The organism is Variovorax sp. Varisp46 (assembly GCF_059491885.1).
Window position 1 is genome coordinate 4,516,792 of record NZ_CP168515.1, and the last position, 26,941, is coordinate 4,543,732.

General features: G+C 64.4%; 23 protein-coding genes and 2 rRNA genes. 12 read left to right on the top strand and 13 right to left on the bottom strand.

Going from position 1 to position 26,941, the window contains the following annotated elements; translation table 11 throughout:
* Window positions 1–78: 78 nt before the first annotated feature.
* A complete protein-coding gene (locus ACEN9N_RS21390; protein ID WP_007836147.1) occupies window positions 79–1,149 on the bottom strand; it encodes an asparaginase in 1,071 nt (356 codons plus the stop codon).
* Between the two features lie 195 nt (window positions 1,150–1,344).
* On the opposite strand from ACEN9N_RS21390, the gene ACEN9N_RS21395 reads away from it, so the two are divergent.
* Window positions 1,345–1,977 (top strand): TetR/AcrR family transcriptional regulator, encoded by a 633-nt coding sequence (locus tag ACEN9N_RS21395; RefSeq protein ID WP_007836145.1) that lies wholly within the window; start codon window positions 1,345–1,347, stop codon window positions 1,975–1,977.
* Window positions 1,978–1,992: 15 nt separating this feature from the next.
* On the opposite strand, the gene ACEN9N_RS21400 is transcribed toward ACEN9N_RS21395, so the two are convergent.
* From ACEN9N_RS21400 to ACEN9N_RS21425, 6 genes are all read right to left on the bottom strand, one after another.
* Entirely contained in the window at window positions 1,993–2,304 is a 312-nt protein-coding gene (locus ACEN9N_RS21400) for a hypothetical protein (protein WP_413315569.1), read from the bottom strand.
* A gap of 119 nt (window positions 2,305–2,423) precedes the next feature.
* Window positions 2,424–4,547, bottom strand: coding sequence for an SdrD B-like domain-containing protein (locus ACEN9N_RS21405; protein WP_413315570.1), 2,124 nt, complete (start codon window positions 4,545–4,547; stop codon window positions 2,424–2,426).
* Window positions 4,544–5,371: a COG1470 family protein gene (locus tag ACEN9N_RS21410; RefSeq protein WP_413315571.1), complete on the bottom strand. Its 828-nt coding sequence runs from the start codon at window positions 5,369–5,371 to the stop codon at window positions 4,544–4,546. Before ACEN9N_RS21410 ends, ACEN9N_RS21405 begins: the two co-directional genes overlap by 4 nt.
* The gene (locus ACEN9N_RS21415) at window positions 5,368–5,832 is read right to left on the bottom strand and encodes a hypothetical protein (RefSeq protein ID WP_495654474.1); all 465 of its coding nucleotides are present in this window, start codon (window positions 5,830–5,832) and stop codon (window positions 5,368–5,370) included. The genes ACEN9N_RS21410 and ACEN9N_RS21415 overlap by 4 nt, the downstream gene beginning before the upstream one ends.
* Window positions 5,829–6,464 carry a hypothetical protein gene (locus tag ACEN9N_RS21420; RefSeq protein WP_495654475.1) on the bottom strand — a complete coding sequence of 212 codons (636 nt, stop codon included), beginning with the start codon at window positions 6,462–6,464 and terminating at the stop codon, window positions 5,829–5,831. Before ACEN9N_RS21420 ends, ACEN9N_RS21415 begins: the two co-directional genes overlap by 4 nt.
* A 67-nt stretch (window positions 6,465–6,531) precedes the next feature.
* Window positions 6,532–7,164, bottom strand: a complete 633-nt coding sequence (locus tag ACEN9N_RS21425; protein ID WP_413334957.1) for a hypothetical protein — start codon at window positions 7,162–7,164, stop codon at window positions 6,532–6,534.
* A 416-nt stretch (window positions 7,165–7,580) separates the two neighbouring features.
* On the opposite strand from ACEN9N_RS21425, the gene ACEN9N_RS21430 reads away from it, so the two are divergent.
* The 6 genes from ACEN9N_RS21430 (at window position 7,581) to ACEN9N_RS21455 (ending at window position 13,824) form a co-directional block, all read left to right on the top strand.
* On the top strand, window positions 7,581–8,852 hold the full coding sequence (locus tag ACEN9N_RS21430) for an amidohydrolase family protein (RefSeq protein ID WP_495654476.1): 1,272 nt from the start codon (window positions 7,581–7,583) through the stop codon (window positions 8,850–8,852).
* A 25-nt stretch (window positions 8,853–8,877) separates the two neighbouring features.
* Window positions 8,878–9,741, top strand: a complete 864-nt coding sequence (locus tag ACEN9N_RS21435) for a creatininase family protein (protein WP_007836131.1) — start codon at window positions 8,878–8,880, stop codon at window positions 9,739–9,741.
* Between the two features lie 71 nt (window positions 9,742–9,812).
* Complete coding sequence (locus ACEN9N_RS21440) at window positions 9,813–10,796, top strand: ABC transporter substrate-binding protein (protein WP_495654477.1); 984 nt, start codon at window positions 9,813–9,815, stop codon at window positions 10,794–10,796.
* A 12-nt stretch (window positions 10,797–10,808) separates the two neighbouring features.
* Complete coding sequence (locus ACEN9N_RS21445; RefSeq protein WP_413334952.1) at window positions 10,809–11,639, top strand: ABC transporter ATP-binding protein; 831 nt, start codon at window positions 10,809–10,811, stop codon at window positions 11,637–11,639.
* Window positions 11,636–12,445 carry an ABC transporter permease gene (locus tag ACEN9N_RS21450; protein ID WP_007836125.1) on the top strand — a complete coding sequence of 270 codons (810 nt, stop codon included), beginning with the start codon at window positions 11,636–11,638 and terminating at the stop codon, window positions 12,443–12,445. The genes ACEN9N_RS21445 and ACEN9N_RS21450 overlap by 4 nt, the downstream gene beginning before the upstream one ends.
* Before the next feature lie 8 nt (window positions 12,446–12,453).
* Complete coding sequence (locus ACEN9N_RS21455) at window positions 12,454–13,824, top strand: FAD-binding oxidoreductase (protein ID WP_495654478.1); 1,371 nt, start codon at window positions 12,454–12,456, stop codon at window positions 13,822–13,824.
* A gap of 3 nt (window positions 13,825–13,827) precedes the next feature.
* Here the strand turns inward: ACEN9N_RS21455 and lnt are convergent, their stop codons facing one another.
* The 4 genes from lnt to ACEN9N_RS21475 all read right to left on the bottom strand — a co-directional run bounded on the left by lnt (window position 13,828) and on the right by ACEN9N_RS21475 (window position 17,684).
* On the bottom strand, window positions 13,828–15,396 hold the full coding sequence (lnt, locus tag ACEN9N_RS21460; protein WP_495654479.1) for an apolipoprotein N-acyltransferase: 1,569 nt from the start codon (window positions 15,394–15,396) through the stop codon (window positions 13,828–13,830).
* Window positions 15,396–16,274 carry a CorC family transporter gene (locus tag ACEN9N_RS21465; protein WP_007836122.1) on the bottom strand — a complete coding sequence of 293 codons (879 nt, stop codon included), beginning with the start codon at window positions 16,272–16,274 and terminating at the stop codon, window positions 15,396–15,398. The genes lnt and ACEN9N_RS21465 overlap by 1 nt, the downstream gene beginning before the upstream one ends.
* Window positions 16,275–16,372: 98 nt before the next feature.
* Entirely contained in the window at window positions 16,373–17,101 is a 729-nt protein-coding gene (locus ACEN9N_RS21470; RefSeq protein ID WP_007836121.1) for a GNAT family N-acetyltransferase, read from the bottom strand.
* Window positions 17,102–17,210: 109 nt separating this feature from the next.
* Window positions 17,211–17,684 (bottom strand): Lrp/AsnC family transcriptional regulator, encoded by a 474-nt coding sequence (locus ACEN9N_RS21475; RefSeq protein ID WP_007836115.1) that lies wholly within the window; start codon window positions 17,682–17,684, stop codon window positions 17,211–17,213.
* 142 nt (window positions 17,685–17,826) lie between these two features.
* Here ACEN9N_RS21475 and hppD point away from each other — a divergent pair, with 142 nt between their 5' ends.
* The 5 genes from hppD to ACEN9N_RS21500 all read left to right on the top strand — a co-directional run bounded on the left by hppD (window position 17,827) and on the right by ACEN9N_RS21500 (window position 23,429).
* On the top strand, window positions 17,827–18,954 hold the full coding sequence (gene hppD, locus ACEN9N_RS21480) for a 4-hydroxyphenylpyruvate dioxygenase (RefSeq protein ID WP_413315582.1): 1,128 nt from the start codon (window positions 17,827–17,829) through the stop codon (window positions 18,952–18,954).
* Window positions 18,955–18,985: 31 nt separating this feature from the next.
* Window positions 18,986–19,789 (top strand): transporter substrate-binding domain-containing protein, encoded by an 804-nt coding sequence (locus ACEN9N_RS21485; protein ID WP_495654480.1) that lies wholly within the window; start codon window positions 18,986–18,988, stop codon window positions 19,787–19,789.
* Between the two features lie 19 nt (window positions 19,790–19,808).
* Window positions 19,809–20,684 carry a phenylalanine 4-monooxygenase gene (phhA, locus tag ACEN9N_RS21490; RefSeq protein ID WP_495654481.1) on the top strand — a complete coding sequence of 292 codons (876 nt, stop codon included), beginning with the start codon at window positions 19,809–19,811 and terminating at the stop codon, window positions 20,682–20,684.
* Between the two features lie 120 nt (window positions 20,685–20,804).
* Entirely contained in the window at window positions 20,805–22,496 is a 1,692-nt protein-coding gene (locus ACEN9N_RS21495) for an AMP-binding protein (protein ID WP_495654482.1), read from the top strand.
* Window positions 22,497–23,429 carry an MBL fold metallo-hydrolase gene (locus ACEN9N_RS21500; RefSeq protein WP_413315586.1) on the top strand — a complete coding sequence of 311 codons (933 nt, stop codon included), beginning with the start codon at window positions 22,497–22,499 and terminating at the stop codon, window positions 23,427–23,429.
* 82 nt (window positions 23,430–23,511) lie between these two features.
* On the opposite strand, the gene rrf is transcribed toward ACEN9N_RS21500, so the two are convergent.
* Both rrf and ACEN9N_RS21510 read right to left on the bottom strand, forming a co-directional pair.
* Window positions 23,512–23,624 (bottom strand): 5S ribosomal RNA (gene rrf / locus ACEN9N_RS21505).
* Between the two features lie 128 nt (window positions 23,625–23,752).
* Window positions 23,753–26,628: ribosomal RNA gene (locus ACEN9N_RS21510) — 23S ribosomal RNA — on the bottom strand.
* Between the last annotated feature and the right edge of the window lie 313 nt (window positions 26,629–26,941).

The window sequence follows — 26,941 nt, forward strand, 5'->3', positions numbered from 1 at the left end:
GCCCCAAGGCGAGCCGCGCCTCCCCCTCGGGGGGGTGGCGAATTACACGCCGCGAAGCGGCGTGAAAAGCCGGGGGGCTCAATACTCCCAGAAGATGCGCTGCAGTTCCTTGGTGTTGTTCGTCTTGGTCAGCGCGACCATCGCCAGGATGCGCGCCTTCTGCGGACGCAGGTCGTGCGCCACCACCCAGTCGTACTTGTCGTCGGGCTGCTCGGCATTGCGGATCACGAAGCCGTCGGGCACGCGGGCGCTGCGGATCACGATCACGCCGTCGGCGCGCGCCTTCTGCAGGTTCGGCACGATGCGGTCGGCCACCGAGCCATTGCCCGTGCCGCCATGGATCAGCGCCTTGGCGCCGCTCTTGGCGATCGCGTCGATGGCCACCGACGACACGCCTTCGTAGCCCATCGCGATCTCGACCGGCGGCAGCGCGTTGATGCTGTCGATGTCGAACTCCGAGTTCATGGTGTGGCGCTTGACCGGTGCGCGGAACCAGTAGTTCCTGCCCTCGACGATCATGCCCAGCGGACCCCACTGGCTGGAGAAGGCGTTGGTCTTGATGTTGACGTTCTTGCTCACGTCGCGGCCGCTGTCGATGTTGTCGTTCATCGTCACCAGCACGCCCTTGCCCATCGCGTCCTTGCTGCCCGCCACGTTCACCGCGTTGTACAGGTTGAGCGCGCCGTCGGCCGACAGCGCCGTGCCCGGACGCATCGAGCCGACGACGATGATCGGCTTGCTGGTGTGCACCGTCAGCGTCAGGAAGTAGGCGGTTTCTTCGAGCGTGTCGGTGCCGTGCGTGATGACGATGCCGTCCACGTCGGCTTGCTTCGACAGCGCCGACACGCGCTTGGCCAGCGTCAGCAGGTTGTCGTTGGTGAGGCTTTCCGATGCGACCTGGAACACCTGTTCGCCGCGCACGTTGGCCACCTTGGAGAGCTCCGGCAGGCCGGCGATCAGCTTCTCGACGCCGACCTTGGCGGCCGCGTAGGTGGCGCTGTTGACGGCCGAGGCGCCGGCCCCGGCGATGGTGCCGCCGGTGGCGAGGATCACCACGTTGGGCAGCGCCTGCTGCGCCTGCGCGAGCGCGCTGGCCGCCAGCATTGCGGCGCCGGCCGCAAAGGCACGGAAACGGGGAGAAAGGTACATGGAGAACTCCTGTGTTGAGGTGGAATCTTTCGAGGCGGCGAGGAAGATACATGAATCGTGCCGGCATGCCCTGCGCGTTCATGCCGGCATGGCATGTGGTCATGCGCGAGGGATTACCATCGGCCGCGCGCACCGCGCCTTCCCGCCATCATGACCGCCGATCCAGCCGCCCTCCCCGTTTCGACCGCCCGGGAAATGCCCGCCCCCGACGGCCCGCTGTCGCGCGCTCGGCCCGGGCGCGAACGCATCATGGCGGCGATCCGCGCCGCGGCGGTCACCGAGTTCAGCCTGCACGGGCTGAAAGGCACCTCGACTCAGGCCATCGCAGCGCGCGCCGGCCTCACCAAGCCCCAGCTGCACTACTACATCGCCGGCAAGGAAGAGCTCTACGAAGAGCTGCTGATGCAGGTGCTGCATGCGTGGAAGGTGGTGTTCTCCTTCGAGGACGCGAGCGACCCGGCCACGGTGCTCGGCGGCTACATCCGCAAGAAACTCGACCACGCCTTCGACAGCCCCGAGATGTCGCGCATCTTCACGCGCGAGATCCTCGACGGCGGCCGCAACCTCGACCGCTACTGGCCCAACGCACGGGCCTGGACGCAGAAGAAGATCGACGTGATCAACGGCTGGATCGCGCGCGGGCAAATGCGCCCGCTCGACGCGCGCATCCTGCTGATGCACATCTGGGCCATGACCCAGAGCTATGCCGACTACGCGATCCAGACGCGCGTGATGCTCGGCCTGCCGCCCGACGCGCCGATCGATCGCGAGCCGATCGCACGGGAACTCGTGGCCTTCGTGTTGAACGGTTGCGGCATCGAGGGCTGAGCGGACCGCCCATTTCTACAGCCCGTGAACAATCCACGCGCCCGCCGCCGGGTTGCGCAGGCTCAGCGTGTTCTCGCCGAGATTGGAAAAACGGTACTCGCGCCCGCCGAGCATGATCGACTTCATGTTGGTCCAGACGCGGTATTGGTAGCCCTCGGCGGTCGGCGTGACCTGCAGCACGCGGAACACGGGCGGCACGGTCACGGTGATGCGCAACCGCGCCGTCGCGGCATTGCTCCCAGAGCCGTTGTCAGCCACGCACAGCATTGGCGCGAGCAGCAAGGCGGCCAGCGCGCCGCGCCCCGAGTGAAGCCAGCTTCCCGTCATAAGGCCCGATCCCTCGTAAGAACATGGGGGTCGGGCGCTGCATGGGCGCCCGATCTCCGGATATCGGCAGCAACGGGGGGAAATATAGGCCGGGAACGGCTTTCTTGCTTGGGTCTTTGCTAGCGGTCCTTCTGGATCGCGAAATCGGACACGGCGGTGCCGCGCACGCGGATGTCGACGCGCTGCGTGGACGAACCCGGGCTGCTCCAGGGCAGGGGCAGGGTGTCCTGGACCAGTTCGACCTCGTGGCTGCCGCCGGCCACCGACGGGAAGCTGTAGAAGCCCTGCGCATCGGTCTGGGTCACGTAGCGGCGATCGATGCGCACGGTGACGCCGCCCACACCGCCCTCGTTGGCTTCGCGCCGGCCGTTGTTGTTCTGGTCGAAGAACACGCGGCCTTCGAGCCGGCCGTCGCCGAGGCCTGGCGCGCCGCCGATGGGGGCGCTGGCCGAGCCGGCGCGGCCTTCGTAGCGCAGCACCAGCATGAACGAGCGGGTGGAAGGCACGATCAGCGTCGGCTGCAGCGTGGCGGCCGTGAGGGCCGAGACCACCGCAGGGTCGAGCGCCTCCTGTCCGCGCGACGCGGTGGCCTGGGTGATGAACGACCAGCCGCGGCCCAACGGCCAAGCCAGCCGCGCGTTGGCGCTGAGAAAGCGCGTGCTGTTGCCGCCGAGACCGTTGCTGCCGCGCAAGCTCAGGTCGAGCCTCGCACCGGCCACCAGCGGAGTCGTGCCGAGCACGCCCCAGTGCACGGTGCGCAGGCTCCCGCCCGATCGGTTCGATTGCTCGACGGCCAGCGAAGTCGAGAACGTCTGCGCCTCCCCGACGCGCCAGGCGTGGTCGATGCCGGTGCGCAGGACGCGCAGGTCGACGCCGTGGGCCGCGTCGGTACGCCATTGTGTATAGCCCCAGTCGGACTGGTGCTCCCACGTCACCTGCGCCGACTGCGCGGCGAAGGAGCCGCTGCGTGCGGCCACGTTGCCCGAGACCGCATCGCGCGAATCGAAGCGGTAGCGGCCGAACATGTTGGCGTAGAGCGAGCGGCGCTGAGTGCCGCTCACGCTGTCGCTCAGTTCGACATTGCCGCCCAGTTGCCATTGGCGGGTGGAGATGTCGCCGCGCCACGAGGCGCCGCGCAGATTGTTGGGCAGCGTGTCCGAGCCCCAGCGCAGCGAAGGCTGGAAATAGAACATCGAGGCGCTCTGCTGCAGCCAGTCGGTGCGCCAGGCCGCGTCGAGCCAGCCGCCTGTGGCCGAGTCGAAGGGCGCTTGCGAAGACGCGTCCGACGGCCGCCCCGCGCTGTGCACGAGGTTGGCCTGCACGCGCATGCCACCGATGCGGTCGCCGATACCACCGGTGCCGCTGCCGATCGTGTCGGCCCAGGGCGCGAGGCCCTGCCACGAGACTGCGCTCCACAGCGTGCGGGTATCGCGCGCGTATCCGGTCAGGCCGCTGGTGTTGACGTTGCGCGCCTCGACGAACTGCACCGCTGCGTCGGTGCGCCCCAGAGCCATGGGGCCGTCGCCGCCAGCGATCTGCGTCTGCGCGCCGACACTGGCAGCCGTACCGCGGCCGGCCGAGAAGCCTTGGAAGGCCAGCCCGTCGAAGTAGCCGAGCCGCCCGGCCGAGGCATTGAACTGCGTGCGGCCCGGCTGCTCGATGCTCACGGACGCGCCCTCGATCGGCAGGCTCGGCAGGAACACCCGGCCGATGCCGCGTGCCAGCGGCGTGCTGCCCATGTTGATGTTGCCGACCGAACTGTTGCCGAACCAGCCGCCGTCGAAGGGCATCGCGCGCTGATCGACGCGCCAGGTGCTGCCGTTGCGTGCGGTGAAGGGCACCACGCTGTACGGCGAGCCGCTGCTGCCGAACACGCCGTAGCCGTACACCGGTGCCGGGTTGCGGTTCAGGTTGAGGTTGGCGGAAAAGGCGCCGTAGTTGGGCGTGTCGAGGAAACCGGAGAAGGTCAGCGTCTGGCTCTGCGTCTTGACGGCGCTGTTGCTCTGCCGGTTGGATTGCAGCTCTGCGCTCCAGCCGCGCGGCCAGCCGGTGCTGGGTTCTTCGGCCTGCGGGGCCTCGGGCACGACGGGACCCTCTTCGAGCACGCGATCGACATACGCGGCGGCGACGGCCGGAGGCGGGTTGCCCGCCGTTGCCGGCACCTGGGCCCACGCCCCCGCGCCGGCCAGGGCGGTGCCCGCGCCGCAGAGTCCTAGCGCGGTTTGCAGGGCCCGCTTCTTCATTGACCGAAGCGTTCGTTGACTTTGAATGAGCCGCTCTTGCCCCATTCGAGCGAACCGGTCACGGTGACCGGAAAGCGCACCGTGACGGCCGCATCCGTGTCGCCAGGCCGGGTCGCGGTGAGCGCAATCTCGCGTGTCTCGCCCGGCATGACCGGCGTGGTGGCAGGCTGGAATTCGAGCCGCGCGCCGCTGGCATCGGTGCCGTTGAGGAAGCCCGCGAGCCGGCCGTGCGCCGTGCCGGTGTTGCGGATGCGCAGCACCGGCAGGTCCTTGCCGTTCACGGTCTTCACGGCAGTGCCGGCGATGTCGAGCACGGGCTGAACATCGCCGATCGCCACGTAGGCGATCACGCCGATGCGCGCGGCCATCGCCACCGGCGTGCCGGGCGCGTTGGTGTGCTCCTTGCCTTCGATCAGCACGGCGAAGCGGCACTCCACCGGCGGCGTACCGGCCGGCGGCGTGACCTCGAAACGGTAGCGATAGGGTTTGCCCGCGGCGATGCTGAGTTCGCGGCGCTCGATGGCCACCCAGGGCCGGCAGCTGCCCGGCGCCAATTCGTCGCTGAAGTCGACCGAGCCGTCGGGCTTGAGCGTCCAGTCGGCGGTCTTGAAGGTGTATTCGCCCTGTCGAGCGTCCGAGTGGCTGAGCTCGATCACGTCGCGCACGCGCTCGCCGGGCTTGCCGCTCAATTCGAAGCGGGGGGGCGAGACGGCCAGCGCGAACTGGGCCTGCGCGCCGGTGCCCACGAAGGCGGCCGAGGCGGGGAATGCCACCAGCGCCAGTACGCGCAGGAGGCGGGAAGAAAAGCCGATCGCGCGCATCATGGCGTCATCTCGATCTCGAAGTTGAATTGCAGCGACTGGGCGCGCTCGAGCGCGCGTCCGTCGGCCGTGAGATTCAGCAGGATGGTTTCCTGCAGGAAGGGTTCGCGCACCATGCCCTCGAAGACCAGCACGCGGTCGCCGCCGCGCATGGAGCCCGGCAGCAGCCGGCCCTGGGTGCGCCAGGTGGCGACCAGCCGTTCGTTCTCGGTGGGAGCCAGCAGCATGTAGATGCGGGCTTGGCGCATCACCCACTGCGACAGGTTCAGGCGCAGTGCGACGGAGACCTGTCCCTCGACGGTGTTGTCCGCAACGCGGCCGGGCACGGGCTGGCGCCAGCGCATCGGCGTGACCGGCTGACCGACCACCGTGCCGGTGTCGTCGACGCGGTAGGTGGCAGCGCCGGCCTGTGCGGCGAGCAGCGCCAGCAGGGCGGCGGCGAGCGCGCGGCATGCGTTCTTCATGGGGCCGTCAACGTGTAGGTTGCGGTGCCGGTGAAGGTGCCGGACGGCACCATGCCGGGATTGGTGTAAGTGAACAGCAGGCAGCTTTCAGACCAGGTGTTCTTGGCCACGGAGACCAGCGTGAGCAGGGTGCTGCTGAACGAACCGCTCGGAATCTCCGAGTCGTACTGGCCGCTGCCGGTGCCGGTCCAGGAGATGGTGCTGAATGGAATGGTGGCGCTGCCGCTGGACAGGTTCGCCGGCGTGCTCACGGTCAGCGTCGCGCTGTTGTTGGAAGAACCGGTGGTGCGAAAGAAGCTGCCGACATAGACCTTGCCGGCCGGGGTGCAGTAGGCTGCGCCGTCGATCGGGCTGTTCATGACGGTGCTGTCGGTGTTCATCGTCTGCGCGGCGCCGCTGGTGAACAGTGCCGCCACAGGCACGGTCGCGGTCACGTTGTTCTGCGTCGAGTTGTTGCCGGCGGAGTTGGGATTGCCCTGAGCCATGTTGCCCGCGCCGACTTGCAGGTACAGCGAGCGCGATGCGGAGGCAATGCCCACCGTGTAAGCGTGCGCAGGCATCAGCGCGCCGGAGGCGGCCACGAGGCACGCCGCGAGACGGAGCTGTTCGAAGGAGGGACGGCGCAATGTCAAGGGGTTCTCCCGAGGCTGGAAAAAAGGCGGCGCCAGGCCGCCTTTTTCCCATGGCGACGGCGCAGGGTCAGGGCGAGGTGAGCGTGTAGGTCACGACGCCGTTGTTGGCCACCGTGGCACCGTACGTACCGGGCGCGTAGACGCCGGTATTGTCGTACGCGAAGGTCCACTTGCTTTCCTGGCGCACCACCGTGTTCACCGAAGTGAAGGTCGTGGCGGTCGGACCCGCGCCCGAGGTCGTGCTGAAGGCCGGGTGGGTGATGGCTGCGTTGGTGAAGCCCGCGGTCATGCCGGCGGTGAGCGGCGCCGCCGTCACGGTGATGGCGCTCCAGGGGATGGTGCTGCTGCCGTTGCTCAGCTGGCCGGTCACGCCGGATTTGAGCGACAGGTCGCCGGCATTGCCAAGCACGCGAACCGTAACCGCGCCCGCACCCAGATCACCGCCCGTGCCGGCGATGGTGCCGCCCGCGCCGACCGATGCGCCCGGCACCGTGAAGGCCAGGTTATCGACCGTGCCCACGGTGCTGAAGTTGGTACCGGTACCGACCTGCAGATACATCACGCGCGGAATCGTCACCGTGAAGTTGAGGCGCGCCGTGGCGGTCAGCGTGCCCGATGCCGCGCTCACGAAATTGGACTCTGCTTGCGCAGCGAAAGGAAGGGCGCCTGCGATGGCTGCAACCAGGAGTAGTTTTTTCAAGATGAGCTCTCGGTGAATCGAATGGTTGATAAAGAAAACGAAACTGAGGTCCAAAGTTCACATTTTTGGAAATGTGGATTTTAGTTAACAATTTATAAAAAAGGTGCGCCGATGTTACGTAAAGACTCGGGATCGCCGGCCAGTCCGTTGCGTTTTCACGAATTTCTGTGACTTCTGTTACGAAACACAACTGAGGTGAAAGCGGTTTCTGAGGCCATCGCGCAACTCGACCGCTCTAGAACCAAACCGGTGCGCCCGCACTGGCACGTCGCTTGCATTACCTGACCACTTGCTCTGATTAAGCGGTCAAACATCATGTACGTGCTCTTCGCCTGCGACCATCCGGTCGAAACCAGCTTCCATGCTGCGCCGCACCAAGAGGTGCTGAATTTGCGCGCCGCCGCGCACGAGGTGGCATGAACGCTCCCGCCCTGCTCGACAACGTGCGTCTGCCGCGCTGGCTGCTGCCGGTGAACTGGCCGCAAGGCGACGGTGTGCCTGTGCTGGCGCGCATCGCGATCGAGGCCGGGCGCGTGCAGTCGGTGCGCCCTGCGATGGGGATCGACGCCCAGGCAACGGGCTGGAATCTCGCCGGCACGCTGGCGCTGCCCGGCTTCGTCGACGCCCACACGCACCTCGACAAGGCCTTCACCCTGCCGCGCATGAAGCAGGTGCAGCCCGGCCTGCTAGGTGCCATCGACGCGATGCTGAGCGACCGTGTGCACTGGACGCCCGCCGACGTGCGCGAACGCGCCGCGCGCGGCCTGCAGTGGGCTTGGGAATGCGGCACCACACACCTGCGTACGCACGTCGACTGGTGGGAGCCCGATACCGTGCCGATGGCCTGGCCGGTGATGGCCGAGTTGGCGCAGGAATGGGCTGACAAGCTGCGGCTGGAACAGGTGAGCCTCATCAAGCTGCCGCTGTTCGAAGACGCGGCGCAGGCGATGCGGCTCGCGAAGCAGGTCAAGGCCACCGGGCCGCACGCGTTGCTCGGCGGCTTCGTGCACTCCACCAACTGGAGCGAGAGCGCGCTGCGCAACCTGCTGGTGTCGGCGCAGGCCTGCGACCTCGACATCGACCTGCATGTCGACGAAGAGCTCAACGCCTCGGCGGTCGGCCTGCAGACCACGGCCCGCATCCTGCGCGAGATCGGCTACGAAGGCCGCGTGGTCTGCGGCCACATCTGCGCGCTCGCGGCACAGCCCGAGGCGCAGGCCTTCGCCACGCTCGATGCGGTGGCGCGCGCGCCGATCACGGTGGTGTCGCTGCCCGCCACCAACCTGCTGCTGCAGGACGCCGTCACCGGCCGCACGCCGCGCCTGCGCGGCATCACGCTGGTGAAGGAAGCACGCGAGCGCGGCATTCCGCTGCTCTTCGCCAGCGACAACGTGCAGGACCCGTTCTGCCGCGTCGGCAGCTTCGACCCCGTCGAAGCGCTGGGCACGGCCGCGCTGGTGGCGCAGCTCGACGAGCCTTTCGACGAATGGTCGCAGGCGCTGTGCCGCGGCGACTGGCTGCGGCGCGAAGCCCCGGACGCCGAACCCACGCTGGTGGGCCAGGGAGCCGACCTCGTGCTCTTCACCCAGGCCGACCGCCACGGCTGGCCCTCGCGCACTGCCGGCCGCGTGGTGCTGCGGGAAGGCCGCGTCACGCACGGCGACCCGGCGCCCTTCGTTCCCCAATAACGACTCCCTCCACAAGGACTCTTCCATGCTCCACGGCTACATCCCGCCCCACCGCTTCCTGCCCTACCTGAGCTGGACCGAAATCGCCGCGCTGCCCGACCGCGAGAACACCGTCATCGTGCTGCCCTGCGGCGCGATCGAGCAGCACGGGCCGCACCTGCCCTGCTCGGTCGACAGCGTGATCTGCTCGGGCGTGATGGGCAAGGCGCTCGAAAAGCTCCCCGCCGAGGTGCGAGCCTTCGCGCTGCCGACCATCACCTACGGCAAGTCGGAGGAGCACCTGCACTTCCCCGGCACGATGACGCTGACCGGCACCACGCTGCTTTCGACCGTGATCGAGATCGGCGAGTCGGTCTACCGCTCAGGCTTTCGCAAGCTGTTGTTCGCCAACGGCCACGGCGGCCAGCCGCAGGTGCTCGAGATGGCAGCGCGCGAACTGCGCCTGCGTCATGGCGACTTCGTGGTGGTGCCGCACGGCGTGTCGCGCCTGCCGAGCGCGGCCAGCAAGCAGGTGAGCGAGCAGGAGAAGAAGCTCGCGATGCACGCCGGCCATTCCGAGACCGCGCTGATGCTCGCGCTCGCGCCCGAGACAGTGCACATGGAGCACGCGGTCGCCAACTTTCCGCCGCCCTTCCCGATCAAGCTGCTGTCGGCCGACGGCCGCCCGGCCTGCGCCTGGACCTCCCGCGACTTCGGCCCGAGCGGCGTGATCGGCGACCCCACCACCGCCACGCGCGAACAGGGCAAAGAGATCCTCGACACGCTCTCCGACAGCTGGGCACAGGCGCTGACCGAACTGCATGCGCTGCGTTGGGTGGTGCGCGAAGAAGCCACCTGGGAGCGTGGGCACCAGCAGGGCTTCATCCAGCAGAGCTTCGACCCCGCCTGAGCCTGTTTCTTGCAACTGCCCCTTCGCTTTTCTCGCTTCTTCAACTCCCCAGCCTTCGAGAGGTTCCCACCATGCGCTCCTTCGCACTGTCCGTCGCCGGCGCCACCGCCATCGCTTTTCTCGCCACCGCGCCCGCGCAGGCCGAGGACAAGTTCACCTACATGACCAACTGGTACGCGCAGGCCGAGCACGGCGGCTTCTACCAGGCGCAGGCGCTGGGCATCTACAAGAAGTACGGCCTCGACGTGACCATCAAGATGGGCGGCCCGCAGGTCAACATCACGCAGATGATGGCCGCCGGCCAGGCCGACTGCATCATGGGCTCGAGCGACATCCAGATGATGCAGGTGCGCGAAGGCGGCGTGCCGGTGGTCAACGTGGCGGCCTTCTTCCAGAAGGACCCGCAGGTGCTGATCGCGCACGACGACGTCAAGAAGTTCGAGGACCTGAAGGGCAAGACGCTGCTGATCGGCGCGCAGGCCCAGCGCGGCTACTGGCCGTGGCTGAAGGCCAAGTTCGGCTTCACCGACGAGCAGACCCGCCCCTACACCTTCAACATCCAGCCCTTCGTGGCCGACAAGAACAGCGCGCAGCAGGGCTACCTGACCTCGGAGCCCTACGCCATCCAGAAGGCCGGCGTGAAGAGCACCGTGCTGATGTTCAGCGACCACGGCTTCCCGGCCTACGCGACCACCGTGTCGTGCATGGAAAAGACGGTGAAGGACCGCAGCAAGCAGGTCGCCGCCTTCGTGAAGGCCTCGGCCGAGGGTTGGAAGAGCTACCTCGCCGACCCGGCGCCCGCCAACGCCCTCATCAAGAAGGACAACCCCAACATGACCGACGATCAGCTGGCCTACAGCGTGGCCAAGCTCAAGGAGATGGGCATGGTCACCGGCGGCGACGCGGCCAAGCTCGGCATCGGCGTGATGACGGATGCGCGTGCGAAGGCCAGCTACGACTTCCTGGTGAGCGCGAAGCTGCTCGACCCCGCCAAGGTCGAACTCGCCAAGACCTACACGACCGAGTTCGTCAAGGACGCCAAGGTTCTGCCCTGAGTCTTCCGCTTCATGAATCGCATCGAACCCAACACCCTCGCGCCGCCAGCGGAGCCTGCCGTGCCCGCGGTGGAAGTGCTCTCGGCGGAGAAGACCTACCCCAACGGCACGCAGGCGCTGCTGCCGGTGGACCTGTCCATCGCCGAAGGCGAATTCGTCACGCTGCTCGGCCCCTCGGGCTGCGGCAAGAGCACGCTGCTGAAGATGGTGGCAGGCATGCTCGAACCCAGCGACGGCCGGCTGCTGGTGTGGCGCAAGCCGGTGGCGCAGATCCACAGCTGCCCGCACAAGCTGTCGTTCGTGTTCCAGTCGCCCACGCTGATGCCGTGGGCGAGCGTGCAGACCAACGTGCGCCTGCCGCTGGACCTGGCCGGCGTGCCGCGCAAGGAAGCCGATGCGCGGGTGACGGAATCGCTCGCGCTGGTGGGGCTCGAAAAGTTTGCCGATGCGCTGCCGCGCGCGCTCTCGGGCGGTATGCAGATGCGCGTGTCGATCGCGCGCGGCCTCGTCACGCAGCCCGACCTGCTGCTGATGGACGAGCCCTTCGGCGCGCTCGACGAGATCACTCGCCACAAGCTCGATGCCGATCTGCTGGAGCTGTGGCGCAAGAAGAAGCTCACGGTGATCTTCGTGACGCACTCGATCCACGAGGCGGTGTTCCTGTCGAGCCGCGTGGTGATGATGGCGGCGCGGCCGGGTCGGGTGGTGGAAGAGCTCCGCATCGACGAGCCCTATCCGCGCAGCGCCGATTTCATGGTGACGCCCGAATTCGCACGCTACGCGAAGCAGCTGCAGGACAGCCTGCTGCGCGCCAGCAGTGCCGATGAGGAGACCGCGCGATGAAGAAGACAGTCAAACCTCTGCTGAGCCAGCCGCGCGTGCAGCGCGTGCTCTACCCGGTGCTGATCGGCGTGGTGCTGGTCGCGCTGTGGCAGTGGATGGTGGTGGCGATGGAGCTGCCGCCCTACCTCGTGCCCTCGCCCTACCTGATGATGCAGACGCTGGTGACCGACTGGGCGCCGCTGGGCAATGCGCTGCTGGTCACGCTGAAGATCACGGTGCTGTCGTTCCTGCTGGCCACGGTGGCGGGCGTGCTGGTCTCGTTCCTGTTCGTGCAGAGCAAGCGCATCGAGACCGCGCTCTTTCCGTACGCGGTGCTGCTGCAGGTGACGCCCATCGTGGCGGTCGCGCCGCTGATCATCATCTGGGTGAAGAACCCGGTGGCCGCCATGACGGTGTGCGCGGCGCTGGTGGCGCTGTTCCCCATCATCAGCAACACCACGCTCGGCCTGCGCAGCATCGACCCCGACCTGCAGAGCTACTTCAAGCTGAACCGCGCCACGCGCTGGCAGCAGCTGGTGCGGCTGCGCATTCCGAGCGCGCTGCCGTATTTCTTTGGCGGGCTGCGCATCTCCAGCGGCCTCGCGCTGATCGGCGCGGTGGTGGCGGAGTTCGTCGCGGGCACGGGCGGCTCCGGCGCGGGGCTGGCCTACCAGATCCTGCAGGCGGGCTTCCAGCTGAACATCCCGCGCATGTTCGCCGCGCTGCTGCTCATTTCCCTCACCGGTGTCGCGCTCTTCGTGCTGATGGCCTGGCTCACCAAGGTGGCGCTGGGCTCCTGGCATGCGAGCGAACTTTCCCAGGATTGAACTTGACCATGAATGCTCCCGTTTCCGCTATCGAGCAATTGCTGCTCGAACTGCCCGACCTCGACTGGATCAGCGATGAGAGCCGCGTGACGCGGCTGTCGCAAGACTTTTCCTGGTTCAGCCCCGTGCTCAACCGCCAGCTCAAGGACAAGCGCGCCGACGTGGTCGTGCGCCCGCGCACCGAGGAAGAGATCCGCACCGTGGTGGGCGCCTGCGCGCGCCGCGGCGTGCCGATCACCATCCGCGGCAGCGGCACCGGCAACTACGGCCAGACGACGCCGCTGGCCGGCGGCGTGGTGCTCGACATGACGGGCTACAACAGCTGCCTGTGGGTACGGCCCGGCGTGGCGCGCGCGCAGGCCGGCATTCGCCTGGGCGAGTTGGAAAAGCAGGCCAAGCCCACGGGCCAGGAGCTGCGCTGCGTGCCGTCGACCTATCGCAGCGCGACGCTGGGCGGCCTTTTCGGCGGCGGCTTCGGCGGCGTGGGCTCGATCAACTACGGGCCGCTGGGCGCACCGGGCAACGTGCTCGGCATCCGCGCGATGAGCATCGAGGCGGAGCCGCAGGTGGTCGAGCTGCGCGGCGCCGAGGCAATGCGCATGCACCACCTGTGGGGCACCAACGGACTGGTGCTGGAGCTGGAAATTGCCCTGGCACCCGCGCATCCATGGCTGGAGACGCTGGTCACTTTCGACAGCTTCGAGGGCGCACTGCACTTCGCCGACAAGCTCGCGAACGCGCCGGGCATCGTGAAGCGCGAAGTGGCGTTCTTCGCCGCGCCCATCTCGGACCACCTGGCGCAACTCGCGGCGCACCTGCTGAAGGGCTGCCACACGGTGCTGTCGCTGGTGGCGGAATCGTGCGAGCCCGCGCTGCTGCAACTGGCCGAGGCGCACGGCGGCACGGTGAGCTACCGCAAGACGGCGGCCGAGGTGCAGAAGAGCAACCGCACGCTGATGGAGTTCACCTGGAACCACACGACGCTGCACGCGCTCAAGAGCGATCCGACGCTGACCTACCTGCAGAGCGGCTTCGTGCCGGGCCGGCATGTCGAGCAGGTGATCGAGATGGAAAAGCTGCTGGGCGGCGAGGTGATGATGCACCTGGAGTTCATCCGCAACGTTGCGGGCCTCATGACCTGCAGCGGACTGCAGCTGGTGCGCTTCAGCACCGAGGAGCGGCTGCAGGAGATCATGCGCATCCACCGCGAGCACAACGTGCACATCAACAACCCGCATGTGAACATCGTGGAAGACGGCAAAGCCGGCGGGCCGCTGCCGCCCGAGGTCATCGCGGTGAAGAAACGCTTCGATCCGATGGGGCTGCTGAATCCCGGCAAGCTGCGCGACTGGCCGGTGAAGGGCGCACGGGGCGCCTGAGGCTCAATCGCGGCGGCGGCGGCGCAGCACAAAGGCTGCGGCCACGATGGCCATCGCCAGGATCCACAGCGGCCACAGACCGAAAGGCGCGACCCAGCGCGCATACGGCGTGAGGCCACGCCGGCCTTCGACGCTGGCTTCGAGCACGCCGCGCGTGAGGCGCGGCAGTTCGTGCGTCACGCGGCCGTCGGCATCGATCACCACGGTCGCACCGGTATTGGTGGAGCGCACCATCGGCCGCGCGAATTCGAGCGCGCGCATGCGCGAGATCGACAGGTGTTCGTCGATGGCCACCGTGTCGCCGAACCATGCGATGTTGCTCACGTTGAGCAGGATGGTGGGGGCCGTGGCCTCGTCCGTGAAGTTCGCCCCGATCTCGTCGCCGAACAAGTCTTCGTAGCAGATGTTCGGTGCGATGCGCTGGCCCTGCCAGACGAATGGCGCCTGCGCGAGCCCGCCGCGTGCGAAGTCGCCGAGCGGGATGTTCATCATCTGGATGAACCAGCGGAAGCCCGGGGGAATGAATTCGCCGAAGGGCACCAGGTGGTGCTTGCTGTAGACGTAGGGCCGCGCGGCGCCAGGCTGGAAGCCGAGCACTGCATTGCTGTACGTGCCCTGCCCTCCCATCGGCAGGCCGACGATGGCGGCCTGCGTGCCCTGGCTGTAGCGCGCCTCGATCATTTCGAGATAGCCGGCCGGCAACTGCTGCGGCAGGAGCGGCAAGGCAGTCTCGGGCGTCACGACGAGCGATGCCTTGGCGTCGCGCAATTGCTCGCCGTACCAGCGCAGCGCGGTTTCGATGCCGCCGCCGGGAATGAATTTCTCGTCCTGCGGGATGTTGCCTTGCAGGAGCGCGAGCTGAAGATTGCCGGCCGAGCCCTTGATGCCTTGTACGTCACTGCGCAGCGGCGCAACCAGTTGCGGCGCGGCGAACACGAGCGCGATCAGCACCAGGCCTTGCACGAGCTCGGCGACGCGCGGCGGCCGATGCAGCACGACCAGCGCAACGACCAGCGCCGCTGCGGCACCGATGCCGTAGACACCGACCCACGGCGCCAGCGCGGCCAGCGGACCTTCGACATGCGCATAGCCGCCGGCGCCCCACGGGAAACCCGTGAACCAGCTGCCGCGCACGAGCTCGGCCAGCGTCCACAGCGCCGCGAAGACGAGCGCGCCTGTCACCCGCCCCTGCGGTCCGCGAACAACGAACCACGCAGCCGCGACCGCGTAGTACAGCCCGAGCGCCGCGGCCAGTGCCAGCACGGCGATGGCCGCGAGCGGCGCCGGCAGCCCGCCATAGGTGTGCATCGAAATGAAGAGCCACCAGAAGCTGCCGGTGAGCCAGGCGGTCGAGAACAGCCAGCCATGCAGGCCGGCGCGACGCCAGCCCGCGCCCTGCGCGCGCAGGCCGTCGAGCAGCCACACGAACGCACCGAGCGACAGCAGCTGCAGCCACCACAGCGGCTTGCCGCCCACGGGCGAGGCCATCGAAAGCGCCTGCGCGAGCCCGGTGGCACCGAAGCCGAGCAGGCGGAACAGGTTGGCGGAAGGAGAAGCCGGCGCGCCGCGCATCAGTCGGCCGCGTCGCCGCCGCGGGCCGGGGACACCTTGAACCAGCGCACCGCGCCGCCCTTGGTGTGCAGCACCACGAAGTCGAAGCCGCCGATGGCGTGGTGCTCGCCGCGCTTGGGCACGTGGCCCATCTCGTGCGCGATCAGGCCGCCGATGGTGTCGAAGTCTTCGCTCAGCTGTTCTTCGTCGAACACGATGCCGAAGGCCTCGGCCACGCGCTCGATGGGCGTGTCGCCCGAGACGCGGTAGGTGTGGTCGGCCAGGCCGAAGATGTCGCCTTCGTCCTCGGCGATGTCGAACTCGTCCTCGATCTCGCCGACGATCTGCTCGAGCACGTCCTCGATGGTGATGAGGCCGGCCACGCGGCCGAACTCGTCGATCACGATCGCCAGGTGGTTGCGGTTGCCGCGGAACTCGCGCAGCAGGTCGTTCAGGCCCTTGCTCTCGGGCACAAAGGTGGCCGGGCGCAGCAATGCGCGGATGTTGAGGCCCGGCGCGCGCTGCAGCTTGAGCAGATCCTTCGCGAGCAGGATGCCGATGATGTTTTCTTTTTCGCCCTCGTACACCGGGAAGCGCGAGTGCGCGGTGTCGATGATGAGGTGCAGCAGCGCGTCGAACGGTGCGTCGATGTTCACCAGGTCCATGCGCGGCGCGGCAACCATCACGTCGCCCGCGGTCATGTCGGCCATGCGCAGCACGCCTTCGAGCATCACGCGCGATTCGGCACCGATCACCTCGTTGTCCTCGGCATCGGCCAGGGTTTCGATCAGCTCGTCGCGCGAGTCGGGACCGGGGTGGATGAATTCGGCGAGCTTCTGGAGAAAGCCGCGCTTGTCTTCCCGTTCGACGGGAGCGCGTTCAGGGTGAGGGTCGGCCACTGCGGGAGGGCTTAGTTGAGGAAAGGCAAGGATACCGGATTGCGTGTGACACGCTCTACCGCATGGCCCCCGCCAGCCGTTGGGCCCGCCGCCAGGCCTCAGGGGGCGGACTTCTTGCGGGCATCACGCATGCCGCTGCGCACTTCCTGCACGCTCGCCAGGAAGGCCCAGAACTGCTTGGCACGGCTCTTGAGCGCGAAGTCGACCGCGGCGTAGTGCTCCAGGGCGATCTCGCTCATGCGGCTGTCGAAGGTGGCGCTGGGCAGTTCGAGGTGGGCCTCGGCCTCCGAGCCGCTGCGCACCACCGTCGCGCCGGCGTTGCGGGCGATTTTCAGCATGGCGGCGTTTTCGCTGAGCGCATGGATGAAGAGCATGCCCACGCCTTCGTTGCGGGCCACGACCACGGCGCGCTCGAACAGGCGGGCGCCGTAGCCCCGGCCGCGAGCATGCGCCGAGACCGACACGCCGAATTCGGCGCAGTCGCTGTGCTGGTCGCCGGGCGCGAAGGCCAGGTGCGCCATCGCGATCAGGTCGAGGCGGCGGTTGTAGATGCCGAAGAGTTCATCGCGCTCGAAGTCGAGACCGTCGACGTAGCTCTGGACCTGCTCGTCGCCCGCCGCATAGCCGAAGCGCAAATAGCGGTCGTGCGGGGAGAGTTCGAGCAGGTGGCGAGCGATGCGCTCGCGTTCGCGCGGGCCGATCGAGCGGATCGGCACCATGACGGGTTGAGGCGCGCTGACTGCGCGTGGTTGCGCCTCAACCATCGGCGCTTTCAGGAAAGAGCCGAGGCCGAGAGACGCTTTGAGAAGGGTCTTGGCGGTAAGCATGGCTCGAATGTAAGGGTTTTCCCTTAAACAACAAGTCCACAGGGTCAATCACGGGACACATTTGTGTCCTAGTACCAAGCTGCGTGGCGCTGGCGCAACCGCAATGTGGCTAAACCGGCACAGCTGTGGTGGCCTTGACACGGTCGAGCACGAAGCTGGTCTTGCAGTCCTCCACGCTCGGATGCTTCAGCAGTGTGTCCATGATGAAGCGGCTGTAGTGGGCCATGTCGGCCACGACCACCCGCAACAGGTAGTCCATGTCGCCGGTGAGAGCCGCGCATTCGACCACCTCGGGCCATGTCTGCACGCTTGCGCGGAACAGGTCCATCGGGTTGCGCTTGTGGCTCTCGGTGTGCTTTTCGAGTCGCACATTGAGATAAGCGGTCAGCCCCAGGCCGATGGCTTCGGGCTGGACCAGCGCGACGTAGCGGTCGATCACCTTGTGCTCTTCGAGCCGCTTGACCCGCCGCAGCACGGCGCTGGGCGACAGGCTGACCTGCTCCGCGATCTGGTCGTAGGTGGCACGCCCATCTGCTTGCAGCGTGCGCAAAATCAGCCTATCGATCTTGTCCAGTGCTTCCATATCGCCATTCTTGCAGTTTTATTGCGCAATGGCCATCCCGAGCGCCCGGAAACGCAGAAAACCTGAGAGGCATCCGCCCTACATTGCATGACCGGCCGATTTCGCGCCTTATTCATCCAGCCCCACCTACCGGAGACCGCACATGAGCCATGCCGACGCACCCGCCTTCACGCCCTGGGAGAACCCCATGGGCACCGACGGCTTCGAATTCATCGAGTACGCGGCACCCGATCCGGCCGCCATGGGCAAGGTGTTCGAGCGCATGGGCTTCAAGGCGGTGGCGAAGCACCGCCACAAGAACGTGCTGCTGTACCGCCAGGGCACCATCAACTTCATTCTGAACGCGGAGCCCGATTCCTTCGCGCAGAAGTTCGCGCGCGAACATGGCCCGAGCGTCTGCGCCATCGCCTTCCGCGTGCAGGACGCCAAGCAAGCCTACGAGCGCGCCACATCACTCGGCGCATGGGGCTTCGCCGACAAGGCCGGCCCCGGAGAGCTGAACATCCCAGCCATCAAGGGCATCGGCGACAGCCTGATCTACCTGGTGGACCGCTGGCCCGGCAAGAATGGGGCGAAGCCCGGCGACATCGGCAACATCGGCTTCTACGACGTGGACTTCGAGGCGCTGCCGGGCGTGTCGTCGCAAGACGCGCTGGCGCGCAAGGGCAACGGCCTGACCTACATCGACCACCTGACGCACAACGTGTACCGCGGCCGCATGGACGTATGGGCCAACTTCTACGAGAAGCTCTTCAACTTCCGCGAGGTGAAGTACTTCGACATCGAAGGCCAGGTGACGGGTGTGAAGAGCAAGGCCATGACCAGCCCCTGCGGCAAGATCCGCATCCCGATCAACGAAGAAGGCAAGGAACAGGCCGGCCAGATCCAGGAGTACCTGGACATGTACAAGGGCGAGGGCATCCAGCACATCGCCATGGGCTCGGACAACCTGTACGAAAGCGTCGACGCGCTGCGCGCCAACGGCGTGACGCTGCTGGACACCATCGACACGTACTACGAGCTGATCGACAAGCGTATTCCCGGGCACGGCGAAAGCGTGGCCGAACTGAAGAAGCGCAAGATCCTGATCGACGGCAAGAAGGACGCGCTGCTGCTGCAGATTTTCAGCGAGAACCAGCTGGGCCCGATCTTCTTCGAGTTCATCCAGCGCAAGGGCGACGACGGTTTCGGCAACGGCAACTTCAAGGCGCTGTTCGAGAGCATCGAGCTCGACCAGATGCGCCGCGGCGTGCTGAGCGCCGCAAAATAAGGGCTTCTTTCTTATTGCCCAGGAGCCCGGTATGCGCAGTTGCATGTCTTCGATCGGTTTGACCTTCATCGCGGCGGCAGCCGCCGTTCTCTCGGGTTGCGCCATGGCGCCGGCGAGCACGCCGGCGGCCGGCTCGCACCTCGATGCCGTGCAGAAGGCGGCGGTGCTGCGCATCTGCACGCCGGGCGACTACAAGCCCTTCAGCTTCCAGAAGGCTGAGGGCGCCTTCGAGGGCATCGACGTCGACCTGATGACGGGCTTCAGCGCCAGCCTCGGCGCGAAGCCCGAGTGGGTCAAGACCACCTGGGCCAACCTGCTGCCCGACCTGAACGCCGGCAAGTGCGACATCGCCGTGGGCGGCGTGTCGGTCACCACCGACCGGCAGAAGCGGGCCTTCTTCAGCACGCCCTACATGGTCAACGGCAAGACGCCCATCGCGCGCTGCGCCGACGTGGCCAAGTACCAGAGCGTGGCCGCCATCGACAAGCCTTCGGTGCGCGTCATCTTCAACCCGGGCGGCAGCAACGAGCGCTTCGCCCGGGCCAATTTCAAGCAGGCCAAGCTCACGCTGCACGGCGAGAACGTGACGATCTTCGACGAGATCCTCGCCAACCGCGCGGACGTGTTCGTGACCGAAGCGGCCGAGGCCATCACGCAGCAGAAGCTCAAGCCGGGCCTGTGCGCGGTCAATCCCGACAAACCGCTGCAGTACGGCGAAATGGCCTGGATGCTCCCGCGCGACGACGTTGCCTTCAAGTCATACGTCGACCAGTGGCTGCATCTGCAGCAGGCCGGCGGCGACTTCCAGCGCACGATGGACCGCTGGCTCAAGTAACTCTCAAGAATCGTTTCTCATGGACACTCCTGCCGCCGCCGTTGTCACCCCCGCCGTCTACGGCGCTTCCGATCGTCCGCCCCGGGGCGACTATTCGCGCGGCGGCAAGGTGATGGCCGACTACACCTGCCCGCAGGACTGGGCCAGCTACACGCCGGCCGACCACGACACCTATCGCCGGCTCTACGAGCGCCAGGCCGCGCAGTTGCCGGGGCTGGCCTGCGACGCCTTCATCAAGTCGCTGCCATCGCTCGGCGTGAAGGACCGCATTCCGCGCTTCGAGGAGCTCAACGAGCGGCTGCATCGCGCGACCGGTTGGGAGATCGTCGCGGTGCCGGGGCTGATTCCGGAGCTGCCGTTCTTCACGCTGCTGGCGAACCGCAAGTTCCCGGTGACCGACTGGATCCGCAAGCCAGAGGAGTTCGACTACATCGTCGAGCCCGACGTGTTCCATGACCTGTTCGGCCACGTGCCGATGCTGTTCGACCCGACCTTCGCCGACTACGTGCAGCGCTACGGCGCGGGCGGCATCAAGGCGCACGAACTGGGCGCCGGCGAGAAGCTCGCGCGGCTTTATTGGTACACGGTGGAGTTCGGGCTGATCCGCCAGCCGGACGGCCTGCGCGCTTACGGCGCCGGCATTCTGAGCTCGGTGGGCGAACTGAAGCACGCGGTGCTCAGCGATGGGCCGCACCGGCTGCCGCTGGACCTGCTGCGCACCATGCGCACGCGCTACAAGATCGACACCTACCAGGCCAACTACTTCGTGATCGACAGCTTTGCGCATCTGTTCGACCTTACGGCGCCCGACTTCACGGCGCTGTACGAATCGCTGGAGGTTGCGACCGACATCGAGGCCGGGGTGCTGCTGCCGGGCGAATCGGGCAAGGCCTGAATTTCTGAGGGCTGCGCCGCGCAGCTATCGCGCGCGCGACAGCGCACGCCCGCTCCCTAGGACAAGCCCGCTGGCGGCGAAGGCGCACTGCCTCCCACAATCCGCGCCAAAGGAGCTTGCATGCAGACATCCGCGCGACAGAACTATCCGGCCGGCGTACCGCACGAGATTCATCCCGAGCAGTACCGTTCCTTGCCTCACATGTTCGACGAGGCCTTTGGCCGCTACGCCGACAGGCCGTTCTCGGTCTGCATGGAGCGCTGGATGTCCTATGGCGAACTCGACACGCTGTCGAAGGCGCTGGGCGCCTGGCTGCAATCGCTCGGACTGGAGCCGGGTGCGCGCGTGGCCATCATGCTGCCCAATATTCCGCAGTTTGCGGTCACCATGTGCGGCGTGCTGCGCGCGGGCTATACGTGCGTCAACGTCAATCCGCTGTACACCGCGCGGGAGCTGGAACACCAGCTGAAGGACTCTGGCGCGACGGCGATCGTCATCCTCGAGAACTTCGCGGCAACGCTCGAGAAGGTGATCGAGCGCACGCCCGTGAAGCATGTGGTCGTGACGGCGATGGGCGATCTGCTGGGCGGGCTGTATGGCGCATGGATCACGATGGCAGTGCGTCATCTGGCGAAGATCGTGCCGGCGTACAAGCTGCCGCTGAGCGATGGACGCACGGTCACGCCGTTCACTCAGGCGATCTCGGAGGGCCGAGGCCGCATGCTGGGGCCCGACCGGAGCACGCTCGATTCGATCGCGTTCCTGCAGTACACGGGCGGGACGACCGGCCTGTCGAAGGGCGCGGTGCTGACCCATCGCAACATCGTTGCGGCCACTCTGCAGGCGGAGGCCTGGTTCACACCTGCGCTGTCGCGCGCGGGCGATCTGGCGAAGGTCAACAGCATCGCGGCGCTGCCGCTGTATCACATCTTTGCGCTGACGCTGTGCTTGCTGGTGATCCGCCAGGGCTCGCACATGACGCTGATCCCGAACCCGCGCGACTTCAACAAGTTCATCGCGGTACTGAAGAAGCGGCCATTCCACATGCTGCCGGCAGTGAACACGCTGTTCAATGCACTGCTGATACACCCGGAGTTCAAGTCGATCGATTTCTCCACGCTGTTCGTGTCGCAGGCGGGAGGCATGGCGGCATCGGAAGGTACCGCGCGCAAGTGGTTCGAGGCCACGGGCTGCCCGATGATCGAAGGCTGGGGGATGAGCGAAACCTGCGCCATCGGGACCAACAACCCGGTGTCGAATACCGAGTTCACCGGGACGATCGGCTTGCCTTTGCCAAGCATCGAGATCGCAATCAAGGACGATGACGGCAATTCGCTGCCGGCAGGCCAGCCGGGTGAGCTTTGCATCAAGGGACCGAACGTGATGGCGGGCTACTACAACCAGCCCGCCGAGACGGCGGCGGCCTTCACCGCCGATGGCTTCATGCGCACCGGCGATATTGCGGTGATGCAGGAAGACGGCTACAGCCGCATCGTCGACCGCAAGAAGGACATGATTCTGGTGAGCGGCTTCAACGTGTTCCCCAACGAACTCGAGAACGTGATTTCCCTGTGCCCAGGGGTCGTGGAATGCGCGGTGGTGGGCGTACCGGACGAGAAGCAGGGCGAGGCCATCAAGGTCTTCGTCGTCCGCAGGGACCCGGCGCTGACTGAAGACGCAGTGCTGCAGTACTGCCACTCGCAGCTCACGGGCTACAAGCGGCCGAAGCACATCGAGTTCAGGGAATCGCTGCCGAAGACCAACGTGGGAAAGATCTTGCGCCGCGAACTGCGCACCAGTGCGGGCGCCTGAATGAGCCATTCGTCGGCGAGTGCCGGGCTGCCAGCGAATGTCGTGGTATTCGAGCGGGGTTGGCTGTCTTCGAACAATGTTCTGTTCATCGGCAGCGAAGAAACCGCGGTGGTCGACACGGGGTATGCAACGCATGCTGAACAGACGCTGGCGCTGGTCGAGTCGGTGCTGGGGGAACGGCCACTCGATCTCATCCTGAATACGCATCTCCACAGCGACCATTGCGGTGGGAATGCCGCATTGCAAGAACGCCATCCGTTGGCTCGTACGGAAATCCCGCCCGGCGAAGCTGGCTTGGTGGAACGCTGGGATCAAAGGGGCCTGAGTTTCTTGGCGACGGGGCAGACGTGCCGCAGGTTCCGTTTTACGGGGCTGCTGCGGCCCGGGACGGAACGCATGCTCGGCGATCGGTCGTGGCAAGTGCATGCGGCGCCTGGCCACGATCCCCATTCGATCATTCTGTTCGACGCAGCGTCACGGACACTGATTTCGGCGGATGCCCTGTGGGAGAACGGATTTGGTATCGCTTTCCCCGAACTGTCCGGTGAGCCGTCGTTCGAAGATGTAGGCGCCACGTTGGATCTGATCGAAACGCTTGCTCCCCGGCAAGTGATTCCAGGGCATGGCGCTGTATTCGACGATGTCGGCAAAGCTCTGTCCGTAGCGCGTCGCCGGCTCGACGGTTTGCAGCGCGATCCGGTGAAGCATGCACGTCACGCCATCAAGGTACTGATGAAATTCAAGCTGCTGGAGGTGCAGTCGATCTCTTTTGCGGATTGGCAGGCGTGGCTGCGAGGCGCAGCATACATCGACGTGATCCGATCACGCTTTTTCAGCGCGATTGAATTGGATCAATTGGCGGGGGACATCCTGGCGGAGCTGGTTGCGGCCGGCGCGGCAGAGATGAGCACATTTGGCGTCCGCAATATCTAGCACGCTCTTTATTCGTCTTCCAGCCCCTAAAAAGCAAAAAACCCCAGTCAGATCACTGACTGGGGTTTTTTGGGCTGTAAGAGCCTGACGATGACCTACTTTCACACGGGAACCCGCACTATCATCGGCGCTGAGTCGTTTCACTGTCCTGTTCGGGATGGGAAGGAGTGGGACCAACTCGCTATGGTCATCAGGCATAAAGGGTTGTTCTGTTGATCACATGATCAAGAGAACGAATTCATAGAGTTTGGAATCAGCTTGTGGCGAATTATTTTGAATGCGTCAACTTGGCATAACACCTTGATCGGATTGATCAAAGTTATAGGGTCAAGCCGCACGAGCAATTAGTATCAGTTAGCTTAACGCATTACTGCGCTTCCACACCTGACCTATCAACGTCCTGGTCTTGAACGACTCTTCAGGGGGCTCAAGGCCCCGGCAGATCTCATCTTGAAACGAGTTTCCCGCTTAGATGCTTTCAGCGGTTATCTCTTCCACACTTAGCTACTCGGCAATGCCACTGGCGTGACAACCGATACACCAGAGGTGTGTCCACTCCGGTCCTCTCGTACTAGGAGCAGGCTTCCTCAAATCTGCAGCGCCCACGGAAGATAGGGACCAAACTGTCTCACGACGTTTTAAACCCAGCTCACGTACCTCTTTAAATGGCGAACAGCCATACCCTTGGGACCGGCTACAGCCCCAGGATGAGATGAGCCGACATCGAGGTGCCAAACACCGCCGTCGATATGAACTCTTGGGCGGTATCAGCCTGTTATCCCCAGAGTACCTTTTATCCGTTGAGCGATGGCCCTTCCATACAGAACCACCGGATCACTATGTCCTGCTTTCGCATCTGCTCGACTTGTCAGTCTCGCAGTTAAGCACGCTTATGCCATTGCACTATCGTCACGATGTCCGACCGTAACTAGCGTACCTTCGAACTCCTCCGTTACGCTTTGGGAGGAGACCGCCCCAGTCAAACTGCCTACCATGCACTGTCCCCGATCCAGATAATGGACCTAGGTTAGAACCTCAAACACACCAGGGTGGTATTTCAACGTTGGCTCCACAAGATCTAGCGACCCTGCTTCAAAGCCTCCCACCTATCCTACACAGATCTGTTCAAAGTCCAATACAAAGCTACAGTAAAGGTTCATGGGGTCTTTCCGTCTTTCCGCGGGGAGATTGCATCATCACAAACATTTCAACTTCGCTGAGTCTCAGGAGGAGACAGTGTGGCCATCGTTACGCCATTCGTGCAGGTCGGAACTTACCCGACAAGGAATTTCGCTACCTTAGGACCGTTATAGTTACGGCCGCCGTTTACTGGGACTTCAATCAAGAGCTTGCACCCCATCATTTAATCTTCCAGCACCGGGCAGGCGTCACACCCTATACGTCCACTTTCGTGTTTGCAGAGTGCTGTGTTTTTAATAAACAGTCGCAGCCACCGATTTTTTGCAACCCATTCATGCTTCGTTGTTCACTACACACTAATAGGGCACACCTTCTTCCGAAGTTACGGTGTCAATTTGCCGAGTTCCTTCTCCTGAGTTCTCTCAAGCGCCTTAGAATACTCATCTCGCGCACCAGTGTCGGTTTGCGGTACGGTCGTTGTTAGCTGAAGCTTAGTGGCTTTTCCTGGAACCTCGTTCAGTCACTTCACGGACAAGTCCGCTCGATCGTTGGCCTCGGTATATGTGCACCGGATTTGCCTAATGCACGCCTACATCCAACTAAACCAGAATAATCCAATAACTGGATGACCTATTAAGATCCGTCCCCACATCGCACTAACAATCGGTACAGGAATATTGACCTGTTTCCCATCAGCTACGCATCTCTGCCTCGCCTTAGGGGCCGACTCACTCTACGCCGATGAACGTTGCGTAGAAAACCTTGCGCTTACGGCGAGGGGGCTTTTCACCCCCTTTAACGCTACTCATGTCAGCATTCGCACTTCTGATACCTCCAGCACGCTTTACAACGCACCTTCACAGGCTTACAGAACGCTCTCCTACCACTTGCAATAAATTGCAAATCCGCAGCTTCGGTAACTGGCTTAGCCCCGTTACATCTTCCGCGCAGGACGACTCGATCAGTGAGCTATTACGCTTTCTTTAAATGATGGCTGCTTCTAAGCCAACATCCTGACTGTTTTAGCCTTCCCACTTCGTTTCCCACTTAGCCAATTTTAGGGACCTTAGCTGGCGGTCTGGGTTGTTTCCCTCTTGAGTCCGGACGTTAGCACCCGGTGCTCTGTCTCCCAAGCTGTACTCATCGGTATTCGGAGTTTGCCTTGGTTTGGTAAGTCGCCATGACCCCCTAGCCAAAACAGTGCTCTACCCCCGATGGTAATACTTGAGGCACTACCTAAATAGTTTTCGGAGAGAACCAGCTATTTCCAAGTTTGTTTAGCCTTTCACCCCTATCCACAGCTCATCCGCTAGTTTTGCAACACTAGTCGGTTCGGACCTCCAGTACCTGTTACGGCACCTTCATCCTGGCCATGGATAGATCACTTGGTTTCGGGTCTACACCCAGCGACTGATCGCCCTATTCGGACTCGATTTCTCTACGGCTTCCCTATTCGGTTAACCTTGCCACTGAATGTAAGTCGCTGACCCATTATACAAAAGGTACGCAGTCACCCCTTACGAGGCTCCTACTTTTTGTAAGCACGCGGTTTCAGGATCTATTTCACTCCCCTCCCGGGGTTCTTTTCGCCTTTCCCTCACGGTACTAGTTCACTATCGGTCAATGATGAGTATTTAGCCTTGGAGGATGGTCCCCCCATATTCAGACAGGATTTCTCGTGTCCCGCCCTACTTGTCGTTAGCTCAGTACCACACAGGTCATTTCACGTACGGGGCTATCACCCGCTATGGCCAGCCTTTCCAAGCTGTTCCGTTATGTCTTGTGCTATCACTAACAGGCTTCTCCGATTTCGCTCGCCACTACTTTCGGAATCTCGGTTGATGTCTTTTCCTCGAGCTACTGAGATGTTTCAGTTCACCCGGTTCGCCTCGCATGACTATGTATTCATCATGCGATACCTTTGCAGGTGGGTTTCCCCATTCGGAAATCTCCGGATCAAAGCTAATTTGCCAGCTCCCCGAAGCTTATCGCAGGCTATCACGTCCTTCGTCGCCTATCATTGCCAAGGCATCCACCACGTGCTCTTATTCACTTGACCCTATAACTTTGAGCTCTCCTCGCGGAGATCCAAAATCGTTTCAAGGAATTACCAGGTCTTTCACCTGGCGCGTTATGCCGTTACATTCAAAATTCGATTTGACTCGAAATTGAAGTTTCTTTTGACGCAATCAAAAATTCTATGCTGCTGATGGCACGGTCTGCACTAAACCTTTACGAATGTGCAGTTTCCATCAGCAGCGCTGATTCGACTCTATGAATTTTTAAAGAACAGCCGATTGATCAAGAGATCTTGATCAACAACAAAGAAGCCTCATGCTTTCACACGAAGCCGCTTTGGTGTTGAATTAAGT